Consider the following 11,921-nt stretch of genomic DNA (forward strand, 5'->3'; position numbering starts at 1 on the left):
CGGAAGGAAAGAGAAGAGCCCTAGCCGTCGACCGTCTCCGGCTCGAGCTCAAGGACTGCAAGCAGTTCGGGATGCAGAATGGTCTGCAATTGCGGATCGGCAATGAACAGGCCATAGGACCCATCCGGAATTCCGCTACTGATCCTGTAGGGCGTTCCATCGGCATCGACTGTCAGCTGGGACAAGTCCAGATAACGCGGCTCACAAGGCATCTTGTTAGCGCCGCGTAACACGATCACCTTGGGTCTGAGGTGCAAGTGGGCGTGCTTCTCCAGCACCAACCCCACCTCGCCAGTGTGCAGTTCCACCAACGTACCGACTGGGAACACGCCGAGCCAGCGAATGAATTCATGTACCAATGCTTCGTCGAACTGCTGGCCGGCACTGCTGCGCAACACGTCATAGGCCGCCTGGATCGGGCGCGCATTGTCATAAGCACGATGACTAGTAATCGCATCGAAGGCGTCAACGATGGTGATTACTCGGGTCGTGAACGGGATCTGGTAATGATCGAGCCCTTGCGGATACCCCTTTCCATCCAGCCGCTCATGATGGCCGTGCGCCGCCTGAATCGCAGCGGCAGGAATGTCTTCCTGAGTGCACAGGGCCTGAAAACCAAACGTTGGGTGCAGCTTGATGTGCTTGAACTCCTCCTCGGTCAGCTTGCCAGGCTTATTCAGGATCGCCGGATCGATCTTCATCTTGCCCACGTCATGCAACAGACCGGCAATACCCAATAGCTCGATCTTATCGTCGGCTAACCCAAGGTGCGTTCCAAATCCCATTGCCAGGATGGAGACAGAAAGGCAGTGCAGGCTCGTATAAAGATCCTGAGATTTCAGGCGCGTCAACCACAGCATGGCGCTTTCATTACGAAGCATGCTTTCGAGGTTTCGCTTCACCAAGGCTTGACAGGCCTTGGTATCGATCGCCCGCCCCTGCTGAACATCCAGTAGTACCTGATCCAGAACCAGGGTGCTGCTCAGATAGGCTTCTCGTGCCTCCTGCACCTCAAGGGAGAGCGGGATGCGCGTCATCTTGCGCGTCACGCGCAGGGGCGTCGCCGAAGGTACGATCATTTGCCCCTGATCGACCGGCACACGGCGAGTGTCGTCTACGAACACATAATCGCAGCGCTCGCGCACCGCTTGAATATGCTCAAGCTTAAGCAGGGGGAAGCCTTGAAAGAGAAAGTCTGTCTGCCGCCACGGTCGATCCAACTCGCAGATATACATCCCGAGTTCCAAGTGGCTGACGTGCAGACGACGCTTGGTGGCAATTTCTACCACCTCGGGCCGTTTACGCTTTGTTTTGAATAACTTCATCAAAGCCTTTCCTGGCTCTCAATATTCATTACGCTTGATTGCGCACGGGCACAGCAATTCTTTGAGCTTCGAACCCTAGAGCAACGATAGGTTCATTGCCACGCTCGCCTATCCGGATTCCCAACAACCCCTTAAGCGCATGAAAAAACTAAAAAACTTTTTGCCATCCGCAGGCTCTTCGGCTACATTAGCGCGCCTCGAAGGACAACGCGTCTTTTGAGACCCGGTGAGGTGTCCGAGCGGTTGAAGGAGCACGCCTGGAAAGTGTGTATACGAGAAATCGTATCGTGGGTTCGAATCCCACCCTCACCGCCAGATCAAACGACAAAGCCCCGTCTATCGGGGCTTTGTCGTTTCTGCAGCATGCAATTCCAAAAGGGTGTTGCTCGTTGCGCTCGTACGCTAAGGCGATGCACCGCCAAGGATTCAGGCATTAGGGCAGCGCTGCATCGCCCCGCTACCTTGTTGTTTCGATTCCACCCGAATTGCCGCCAGCGAAAATTTAGACGTTTCCAAACGATCCATCAGGCCATTGGATCCGGCAATGCGGCACTCAGAAATGCCAAGCGGCTAGTGACAAGCCATGAAGCAAAGGCTCCATCCCTAGCAAACACATTTCTTGGGGCCTTCACTGAAGATAAGACCAGCCGCACCCCGGTTCGAAACCAAAGCGCTCTAGCGGAAGGCTTACCCGGCGATAAAATCAGATCGCCAGCACGCCTACAAGCGGAGCGACATTTGGTAGAGCAGGCCTCGGTGCATCGCCCCTTACATTTGCGTGGCCCACATATTGCTTTCCTTACGCCGAAGCTTGAGTAAAAACCTCCAAGCTCGAGATCGGTCTGGAACAGCGCTGCTGATCCGCCAGAACAACCAGAATAATTAAAAGGCCGCCATCATGTTCAAACACAAAAAGGTCAGACAGGCTACGATGATCCTGTTCGCCACCGCCGTGATTCTGATCTTGCCGAACCTCACTCGGCTGATTAGTTGACACCGCCAGAATGAGGCCTCCGATGAAAGTCCTGTCCCACCTGCTTACTTTAATCATTGCAACGGTTGCGACCGCTGCCGCCAGTGCCGCTCAAGTCGATCAGTCAGCCGCGCTGGACGCGTTGCAGCGCCCTAGCAGCGTCTTGATCGACGTGCGCACCGAACAAGAGTTCGCAGAAGGCGCGTTGCCTGACGCTACGCGTATCGAGACGGAAGATCTTGCGGAGCGCATCGCCGCTGTAGCCCCTGACAAGGATGCTCCCGTGGTGCTCTACTGCCGCAGCGGCCGCCGGGCCTCAGCCGCGCAGGATCTGCTACAGGAGCTGGGTTATACCCAGGTTTTCAATGCTGGCGGTTACCAGGAGCTGAAAGAACTCGCACCGCTTCGCTGATCGCACACGCCCTCACCACCGGCCTTCCTCGCTTCACCGGCCTCTCTAGTGGGAACTAATGCGCTGCAGTGGCTACTGAAACAGGAGCCACTGCTTAAGCGCTTGGTCGCGCATGTCGGGAGGAAATGACTTGATAAATTGGGATGTGATGTTGGACGAAGAGCTTTGGATCAACATCGCCATAATTGCTGGCATCACGATTGCCAGCTATCTCATCCTGCAGACCGTCCTGCGGATCATCACCAACCGTCTTCGCAAGCTGGCGAAGGGCTCCAGGAGCGGCTTCGTTGGCATCGCCGCGGAGATGCTGAGCCGCACCAGCCACCTGTTGCTGATCGCCCTGTCACTGCTGATCGCGCTGAAGGCCGTTCAACTGCCGGAGCGATGGGAAGCGGCGATGTCGCACGGCTGGTTTATCGCGCTGGCGTTCCAGATAGCACTGTGGATGGACACCGCCGTCCGCCTCTGGATGGAGAGCCTGACTCACGACGGCAAGACGCGTAATCCGGTCACCACAACAATCATCGGGATCATGGTACGCATCGTTGTCTGGACGATGATGCTGCTGTCGATCCTCGCCAATCTCGGTGTAGATATCACAGCCATGGTGGCCAGCCTGGGGGTTGGCGGTATTGCCATCGCCCTGGCAGTGCAGACTCTGCTCAGCGATATCTTCGCTTCGCTTTCGATCGGGATCGACAAGCCTTTCGAGATCGGCGATTTCGTCGTGTTTGGTGAGGTGGCGGGCAATATCGAACATATCGGCCTGAAGACCACCCGCATTCGCAGCCTGAGCGGCGAGCAGGTAGTGTGCGCCAACGCAGATCTACTCAAGCAGATCCTGCACAACTACAAGCGTATGAACACACGCCGCATCGTGTTCAAGTTTGGGATCACCTACAACACACCGTCCGACAAGGTGCGCGAAGTCTCGGCGCTGGTGAAGCGGATCGTTGATGGCGTGGAAAACGCCAACTTCGACCGAGCGCATTTCCTGGCCTTCGATGATAGCCAGCTGACCTTTGAAGTCGTGTACATCATGCAGGTCTCGGACTACAACGCCTACATGGACGCCCAGCAAGAGATCAACCTGCAGCTGCTCGATGGCATACGCGAGATGGGCTTGCAGTTCGCCTTCCCGACCCGCAGTGTCGAGTTCGTCGGCGGAAAATTTCCCGAGCTGACCGTAGCAGGTGTGCCGAAAGACAAACCAGCAGCCAACCATGAGACGCAAAACGCGATGACCAACGGGTGAGCTTAGGTTCGGGTGACCCCCGGCCCGATGGCCGGGAGTCACTGCCTATCAACTCATAGCGCGCATCTGGTTGTGCGTTTCAATCAACTGCGGTACCACGCCTGGATCAGCAAGGGTCGAGATATCACCCAACGCATCGTGTTCGTCAGTGGCGATCTTGCGCAGGATGCGACGCATGATCTTGCCTGAACGCGTCTTGGGTAAGCCCGGCGCCCATTGGATTACATCCGGCACAGCAATTGGCCCGATTTCCTTGCGTACCCACTGCTGCAACTCCTGGCGCAATTGATCGGAGGGCTCCTCGCCCGCCACCAACGTCACGTACACGTAAATCCCCTGCCCCTTGAGCGGATGCGGTACGCCAACCACCGCCGCTTCGGCCACTTTGCGGTGCGCGACCATCGCACTTTCGATTTCCGCGGTGCCCATGCGATGCCCGGACACGTTCAGCACATCATCGACTCGCCCGGTGATCCAGTAGTAACCGTCCTCATCACGCCGAGCACCGTCACCCGTGAAATACATGCCGCGGAAGGTCTTGAAATAGGTGTCGACGAAGCGATCGTGATCTCGATAAATGCTGCGCATCTGCCCAGGCCAGGAATCGAGGATAACTAGATTGCCTTCGGTAGCCCCTTCGAGAAGGTTGCCGAGATTGTCTACCAACCCGGGCACCACGCCGAAGAAAGGCCGCGTCGCCGACCCGGGCTTCAGTGCAGTCGCGCCAGGCAAGGGGCTGATCAGGATGCCGCCCGTCTCGGTTTGCCACCAGGTATCGACGATCGGGCAACGCGATTTGCCGACCGTCTTGTAATACCAATGCCAGGCCTCCGGATTGATCGGTTCGCCCACGGTGCCGAGCAAACGCAGACTCGAACCATCGGCGCCCTCCATCGCCGCGGGCCCTTCGGCCATCATCGAACGAATCGCAGTCGGCGCGGTGTAGAGGATATTCACCTGATGCTTGTCGATGATCCTGGCGATCCGCGTGACATCCGGATAGTTGGGCACGCCCTCATAGATCAGGGTGGTAGCGCCATTGGCCAGTGGGCCATAAATAATATAGCTGTGCCCGGTGATCCAACCGACGTCGGCGGTACACCAGTAGACCTCGCCGGGCCGGTAGTCAAACACCCGCTCGTGGGTCAGTGCCGCATATAGCAGATAACCGCCGGAGGTATGCAGCACGCCCTTCGGCTTGCCGGTAGAGCCGGACGTATAAAGGATGAACAGCGGTTCTTCCGCCCCCATCTCCTTTGGCGCACATACATCCCCAGCCACGCGCATCAGATCCTCGTACCAGATGTCGCGATGCGGGTGCCAGCGGATGTCGCCACCGGTGCGCCGCACCACGATGATTTTCTGCACGCAGCGCGTTTGCGGGTTGGTCAAGGCCTCGTCCACATTGGCCTTCAGCGGCACGTGTTTGCCGCCGCGCAGCCCTTCATCAGCCGTGATCACCACCTTGGACTTGCCATCGATGATCCGTCCGGCCAAGGCTTCCGGCGAGAAACCACCGAAGACCACCGAATGGATAGCGCCGATGCGCGCGCATGCCAGCATTGCAACCGCCACCTCTGGAACCATCGGCATGTAGATCGTGACCACGTCGCCCCGATGCACATCCTGCCCACGTAGCGCGTTGGCAAACTTGCTGACTTCGTGATGCAGCTCGCGGTAGGTGATTTCACGATGATCTGCCGGGTCGTCACCCTCCCAGATGATCGCAATGTCATCACCCCGGGTGTCGAGATGCCGGTCCAGGCAGTTGGCTGATACGTTCAGCGTGCCATCGGCAAACCACTTGATGTCGACATGATGGTCATCGAAGGAGGTCTGTTTAACTCGGGTGAACGGCTTGATCCAATCGAGGCGCTCGGCCTGCTCGCGCCAGAAGCCGTCAGGGTTGACTACTGACTGTTGATACATGGCTTTGTAAGTGGCTTCGTCGGTCAGCGACTGAGCCGCCGCCTCTGGACTTACCGGATACAGGGACGCAGCACTCATGGCGAATACCTCATTCGTCGGTCTTGTTATCGTCTCGAATAACCCTGTCTCACAGGCGAACCCTACGAATCACACCAAGCGCCTGGCAGACGTCACATTTATCCATGTGGGGCTACCGCGCCCCTGCAAGCCTTGAACCTGCAGAAACGCACTGCTGTGATAGAGCATAGACGCTTCAGTCGAAGCGCACGCAGCCGCTCCTCTCGGCTGGATGTCTCTACGCACAAACCCAGCCAACGTAACGTCACAACCATCCAGCCCCAGCGATTCGCTCATTGCCTGCAGGATGATGCGCGGTCATCCTTCGAAGATTAATCGGCCTGGCATAGGTGTTGATATGCACGAACAGAGTGAGAACAGCTTGCCCCTGCATGGCCTCAAGGTCATCGAGATGGGCCAGCTGATTGCAGGCCCCTTCGCCAGCAAGATGCTTGGCGAGTTCGGCGCCGAGGTGATCAAGATCGAGCCACCGGGCGTTGGTGATCCGCTGCGTAAATGGCGCAAGCTCAAGGACGGCACCTCGCTCTGGTGGCACGTACAGTCGCGCAACAAACAGTCCTTGACTCTGGATCTGAAAGCCGCCGAAGGCCAGGACATCGTCCGTCAGCTAGTCGCCGAAGCCGATGTAGTGGTGGAGAACTTTCGGCCCGGTACGCTCGAAGAATGGGGTCTGGGGTGGGATGAACTATCCAGGCTCAACCCACGCCTGATCATGCTGCGCATCTCCGGCTACGGCCAGACCGGCCCCTACCGCGACCTGCCCGGCTTTGGCGTGATTGGTGAGGCTATGGGCGGCCTGCGCCACCTGTCCGGCTATCCAGGCCAACCGCCCGTGCGCGTGGGGGTGAGCATTGGTGACTCATTGTCATCGCTATATGGCGTGATCGGCGTGTTGCTCGCACTGCAGGAGCGCAACCGCAGCGGCAAAGGCCAGGAAATAGACGTGGCGCTCTACGAGTCGGTATTCGGCATGATGGAAAGCCTGGTGCCGGAATACGATGCCTTTGGCTACATTCGCGAGCCCGCCGGCAGCGCCCTGCCCGGCATCACGCCCTCGAACTCCTACCCGTGCAACGACGGCGCCTATGTGCTGATCGCCGGTAACGGCGACAGCATCTACAAGCGTTTGATGAACCTAATTGGCCGTCAGGATCTGGCCGACGATCCGCGCTTCGCCCATAACGACGGCCGCGCTCAGCAGGCCGAACTCATCGACGCGGCCATCGGCGAATGGACGATAAAACACAAACGTAACGAAGTGATCGAGGCGTTGAAAGCGGCACGCGTTCCGGCCGGCTACCCGTACACCGCCGCAGACATTGTCCAGGACCCGCATTACCTCGCGCGCAGAATGATCGAGCAAGTCCAAACCTCAGTCGGCCCGCTCAAGGTCCCTGGCGTACTCCCCAAACTCAGCCGCACCCCCGGACGCATCGGCACAGGTGGCCCGCAGCTAGGTGAACATACCGAAGACGTATTAGCTGGGCTTGGGCTAAGTGATGAACAGGTTCGAGGGCTGCGCGAACGAGGCATCACCTAACACGCGGACCTTCGTAGGGTGGATGACGTTTTTTCATCCACTGTGACAGCGTTAAATGTTTGATGGAGAAGCGTCACCCACTCAACGAGGCGGCAGCTATCCGCTGCGTGACATGACTTCGTCATGGCCAAAACCCGCTACATGCAATGCGCGGGATCAGCTGTACGCGTGATAAGCCGCCAGCAAACCGAAATAGCTTCACGCCGAAGCGGCATCTCTCTATGACACCAGAGGAAGGCAACGCTCTTACAACCTATGGGAAGCTAGGCCCGCGGTGGTGGCAGCTTACAGCCAGGCCAATATGCCTACTCAGTCGGACCTACCCTGCGCTGCTGATAAATCAAGTCAACAATTTCACCCTCAGGCACATAGCCGCTCACCACCTCGCGCAGCAGTACCCGAACCTGCGGATAATCATCCTGCTCTACGGCCTTGAGCAGCTTGGCCAGCACACCGCGCAGCACATCCCAGGTGAAATACTCCTCATCGGCCCGCATGATCATCGGGTGCTCGGTCGGGCTCACGTTATCGCCGATAAGCAGTTCTTCATACAGCTTCTCGCCTGGACGCAAACCGGTGAACTCGATCGCGATGTCCCCGTGCGCGCATTTTTCCGAACGTACACTAAGGCCGGACAGATGAATCAATTTTTCAGCCAATTCAGCGATCATCACTGGCTGCCCCATGTCCAGCACGAACACATCGCCACCCTGCCCCATGGAGCCCGCTTGAATAACAAGCTGCGCCGCCTCAGGAATGGTCATGAAGTAACGGGTGATCTTGGGGTGGGTCACCGTCACCGGCCCGCCGCCGCGAATTTGTTGATAGAACCGAGGGATCACTGACCCTGAAGAACCCAGCACATTGCCGAAGCGAACCATGGTGAACCGTGTCTTATTGACGTGATGCACCGCGCCGTCCGCATTGAACAGTACCGGCGCCGTCTCGCGGCTCAGCGCCTGTAGGATCATCTCAGCTACCCGCTTGGTACTGCCCATTACGTTGGTAGGTCGCACCGCCTTGTCAGTGGAGATCAGCACGAAGTTGGCCACACCCGTCTGCACGGCGGCCTGGGCCGTGTTCAAGGTGCCCAGCACGTTGTTCAAAACGCCTTCGGCGACGTTGTGCTCCACCATCGGCACATGCTTATAGGCCGCCGCGTGATAAATCGTCTCCACTTGCCAGGTGCGCATCACGTCCAGCAGGCGCTCTGGATTTCGAATTGAACCCAAAATCGGAACCAGCCTGATCGGCAGCGAAGCGCGCTCAATCGTTCGTTCCAGTTCGATATGAATGCTGTAGAGATTGAACTCACTATGCTCGAACAACAGCAACATCTTCGGCTTGTTGGAAAGAATCTGCCGGCATAGCTCCGAACCTATCGAGCCGCCCGCGCCAGTCACCATAACAACCTTGCCGAGAATGCACTTTTCGAACAACGCTTGCTGCGGCGGCACGGCATCGCGACCCAGCAGGTCGGCGATATCCACCTCCTGGATGTCCTCGACCTTCACCCGTCCACTTGCCAAATCCATGAAATTAGGGACACTGCGAACGTGAAGCGGATAGTGCTCAAGCGTCTCCAATATCTCCCGGCGCCGCGCACGGGATGCTGACGGAATGGCCAGCAAAATCTCGTCACTGCCAGTCTCGTCGATCATCTGTTGAATGTGCTTTGGCGAATACACCCTAATACCTGCGATGACTCGATTGGCCAGGTTGGGATCGTCATCAATGAACGCGACGGGCCTCATTACCCGACCGAGGCGCAACGCCGCTGCCAACTGATTGCCAGCTGTCCCGGCACCATAGATGGCAATTCTGGTCAGCCCTGTATCACGACGATTCAAACCCAGCGTTTGCCCGGCGGCGAACCAGTCGCCCAAGAAGTACTGGCGCATCAGGAGCCGCAACCCCCCAATCAAAACCAAACTCAGCCACCAATAGTTAAACACCATCGAGCGGGGAATCAGCTTGGGCGCGTCGGTTCGCCAATAGATCGCCAGCGCCAGAAGCAAAGCCGATAGCGTGACGGCCTTGGCTATGGCCACTAATGCGTCATTGCCAAAATAGCGCATCACCGCGCGGTACATCCCCAAACGGATAAAAAACGGCAATGACAACAATGGCGCAATGCCAAACAACCATGCGTGCCGCCCTAGCGGCTCGACGAAATCGGGTTCACCGAGCCGGACGAAAAACGCCAGCCATAGCGATAGCCAGACCAACAGCACATCTGTGGCAACCTGAACCAAACGCTTCTGCCGCCTAGGCAAACGCACCAAATGTGCACGCAGCTTTTCAGCCAACCTCAACATATTTATGCCTCAGATAGCGGCCTGAAGCCGCCCGGTACCAAGCAACGAAAACCAATAAAGATTCATTGACAGAATCCAGACAACAGACTGGCGAGTGATATCCGGCTGCAACGCTGAAAATAGAGCAATTGTCCCGACTTAGCCGAAGCTACTACCAGTTGGCGAACAGATCTTAGGTGCTAAGGGCGGCCATCTACAAAAGCTTGTCAATCTATAGAAGTCCTATGGGCGGAAAGCCCTCGCTACGATCGCAAATCGTGCGCCCTGGATTTTGAAAAATCGAGCCGAAAGCATAGTCCACGACGAATGCGCCGGAAGGGCTGCAGACTCGCCGCTAACGACTTTCGGTTTACTACCTTACCGAACTCGATCACCCGCGCCGTTGCCTGCCACGGTCATAAAGATGTACTTGAAATATGCCAACAGCGTAAGGCTGCGGATCATCCGCTGGTCAGTCTCAGCCAGCAACGCCGGTGTGGACATATCTATGTCGCTCACCTGCGCCAGCCCGGTGATCCCCGGGCGAACTTCGAAAACTCCACGTTTGGCACGTTCGCCGGTCAATTCAAGCTGATTGAACAACCCTGGCCGCGGCCCGACCAGGCTCATCTCGCCTTTCATCACGTTCCACAGCTGGGGCAACTCATCCAGCTTGGTCCTGCGAAGAAAATGGCCGAAACGGGTAATAGACGTGCGGCTCGCCAGATGCGTAGCAACCGAGGCGGTATCGACCCTCATGGTCCTGAACTTAACCAGCGTAAAGGGTTGCTGATAACGACCGACACGCACCTGCCGGAAAATAGGAGAGCCGGTGTCGAACAGGCCAATTATCGTCAACGCCAGCAACACCGGAAAACCCACCACCAAACCCAGCAGCGAAAGGATCAAATCAAAAGTACGAATCAAACGTTCACCTGGTTGCTAAGCTATTGGAAGACTCGAAGCAGTACTTGAGCCCTTCATCCACTGGGTAAGGAGGCGTCCAGTCCAGCATTTCGCGCGTCTTGCTGATATCCACCTGCAACGAGCCGAGCAGCCTTTGGGCCATCGCCTTTTTGCCTAGCAACGTTGCGCCGAGCTGAAGCATGCCTGCCGGCACCGGAACCAACCGTGCTGGCTTACCCATGGCCTCAGCCACGCCCTTTAGTAACTCGGTAGTGGAAAGATCTTGGCCATCGCTTACGAGAAACATCTGATTGGCCGCGGCTGGATGGTTGAGGCAGCGGGTGATCAGATCGACAAGATTACCGATTCCCACTAGGGAGCGCTTGTTGTGGATGGCACCGAGCGGGAGCGGAAGCCCCTTCTCCACCAACTTGATCATGCTCGCAAAATTCCCCTTCACTCCGGGGCCATAAATTAATGGCGGGCGGACGATCACCACTTCCATACCGGTTCTAGCTGCTAGCGCCAATAGACCGACTTCCGCCTCCAACTTTGATATTCCGTAGGGATCAATGGGGCCAGGAATATCGTCGGCGCGAAACGGAGTACCCGGACGGGTCTGTTCACCCGATACCTTGATAGAGCTGATAAACACGAAGCGCCGCACACCAGCTTGGGCGGCTTGGCGCGCTAAGCCTAGCGTCGCGAAAACGTTGACTTGGCGAAAGGCACTTAACGGGTCACGGCTATACTCATCCATCACATGAACACGTGCGGCTGTATGGACCACAACGTCGATGTTCTGTAATGGCGAATCCCATTCAGAGGCGCCGTTCAGGTCTCCGACAACACGGTATTCGACCGCCTGGACCGGTGCAGATACCGCACGTCTCGTCGTAGCGACCACTTCGTGTCCTTGTTGCTTCAGCACCGGTACCAATGCCGAACCCAAAAAGCCTGACGCACCGGTCACCAGTACGCGCATGACACCCCCATTACACGAGTTCGCGATAAGGTCGATATAGGACCTTTTGAACTATGTTCTGCCCAACCGGCAGAATGGTGAAGGGATTGGCGATGAGTTTCACGAAGGGCAGGCCAGAGGCTGCTGCGTCCCCCCGATAAGATGACAGAGATTAACTTCACTCGTTAAAATCCTTAATTTGATACAAGTCTAGAGCTGGTATCACAAGACTCAGCGACCAC

General features: G+C 57.2%; 8 protein-coding genes and 1 tRNA gene. 4 read left to right on the plus strand and 5 right to left on the minus strand.

Translation table 11 applies throughout. The features are described from left to right. Positions 1-20: 20 nt before the first annotated feature. Positions 21-1,325, minus strand: coding sequence for an HD-GYP domain-containing protein (locus tag CXK96_RS01005; protein ID WP_102834659.1), 1,305 nt, complete (start codon positions 1,323-1,325; stop codon positions 21-23). Between the two features lie 225 nt (positions 1,326-1,550). Between CXK96_RS01005 and CXK96_RS01010 the strand changes: the two genes are divergently transcribed. The 3 genes from CXK96_RS01010 (at position 1,551) to CXK96_RS01020 (ending at position 3,965) form a co-directional block, all read left to right on the plus strand. Beyond that, positions 1,551-1,640: transfer RNA gene (locus CXK96_RS01010), tRNA-Ser, on the plus strand. A 701-nt stretch (positions 1,641-2,341) separates the two neighbouring features. Further along, positions 2,342-2,710 carry a rhodanese-like domain-containing protein gene (locus tag CXK96_RS01015; protein WP_256061678.1) on the plus strand — a complete coding sequence of 123 codons (369 nt, stop codon included), beginning with the start codon at positions 2,342-2,344 and terminating at the stop codon, positions 2,708-2,710. 133 nt (positions 2,711-2,843) lie between these two features. Next, complete coding sequence (locus CXK96_RS01020) at positions 2,844-3,965, plus strand: mechanosensitive ion channel family protein (RefSeq protein WP_102835017.1); 1,122 nt, start codon at positions 2,844-2,846, stop codon at positions 3,963-3,965. Positions 3,966-4,013: 48 nt separating this feature from the next. Here the strand turns inward: CXK96_RS01020 and acs are convergent, their stop codons facing one another. Then, on the minus strand, positions 4,014-5,972 hold the full coding sequence (acs, locus tag CXK96_RS01025; RefSeq protein ID WP_102834661.1) for an acetate--CoA ligase: 1,959 nt from the start codon (positions 5,970-5,972) through the stop codon (positions 4,014-4,016). Between the two features lie 337 nt (positions 5,973-6,309). Here acs and CXK96_RS01030 point away from each other — a divergent pair, with 337 nt between their 5' ends. Next, positions 6,310-7,512: a CaiB/BaiF CoA transferase family protein gene (locus tag CXK96_RS01030; protein WP_102834662.1), complete on the plus strand. Its 1,203-nt coding sequence runs from the start codon at positions 6,310-6,312 to the stop codon at positions 7,510-7,512. 305 nt (positions 7,513-7,817) lie between these two features. On the opposite strand, the gene CXK96_RS01035 is transcribed toward CXK96_RS01030, so the two are convergent. From CXK96_RS01035 to CXK96_RS01045, 3 genes are all read right to left on the minus strand, one after another. After that, the gene (locus CXK96_RS01035) at positions 7,818-9,830 is read right to left on the minus strand and encodes a polysaccharide biosynthesis protein (protein WP_102834663.1); all 2,013 of its coding nucleotides are present in this window, start codon (positions 9,828-9,830) and stop codon (positions 7,818-7,820) included. Between the two features lie 357 nt (positions 9,831-10,187). Next, positions 10,188-10,736 carry a sugar transferase gene (locus CXK96_RS01040; RefSeq protein ID WP_102834664.1) on the minus strand — a complete coding sequence of 183 codons (549 nt, stop codon included), beginning with the start codon at positions 10,734-10,736 and terminating at the stop codon, positions 10,188-10,190. A 4-nt stretch (positions 10,737-10,740) separates the two neighbouring features. After that, positions 10,741-11,700: a UDP-glucose 4-epimerase family protein gene (locus CXK96_RS01045; protein ID WP_102834665.1), complete on the minus strand. Its 960-nt coding sequence runs from the start codon at positions 11,698-11,700 to the stop codon at positions 10,741-10,743. Positions 11,701-11,921: the final 221 nt, after the last annotated feature.

Source organism: Stutzerimonas stutzeri, assembly GCF_002890895.1.
GTDB lineage: Bacteria > Pseudomonadota > Gammaproteobacteria > Pseudomonadales > Pseudomonadaceae > Stutzerimonas > Stutzerimonas stutzeri_AB.

What these genes read in the sequence shown, in the direction of transcription:
- CXK96_RS01005 (WP_102834659.1), bottom strand. Translation starts at nt 1,325, where the DNA reads ATGAAGTTATTCAAAACAAAGCGTAAACGGCCCGAGGTGGTAGAAATT.
- CXK96_RS01035 (WP_102834663.1), bottom strand. Translation starts at nt 9,830, where the DNA reads ATGTTGAGGTTGGCTGAAAAGCTGCGTGCACATTTGGTGCGTTTGCCT.
- CXK96_RS01015 (WP_256061678.1), top strand. Translation starts at nt 2,342, where the DNA reads ATGAAAGTCCTGTCCCACCTGCTTACTTTAATCATTGCAACGGTTGCG.
- CXK96_RS01030 (WP_102834662.1), top strand. Translation starts at nt 6,310, where the DNA reads ATGCACGAACAGAGTGAGAACAGCTTGCCCCTGCATGGCCTCAAGGTC.
- acs (WP_102834661.1), bottom strand. Translation starts at nt 5,972, where the DNA reads ATGAGTGCTGCGTCCCTGTATCCGGTAAGTCCAGAGGCGGCGGCTCAG.
- CXK96_RS01045 (WP_102834665.1), bottom strand. Translation starts at nt 11,700, where the DNA reads ATGCGCGTACTGGTGACCGGTGCGTCAGGCTTTTTGGGTTCGGCATTG.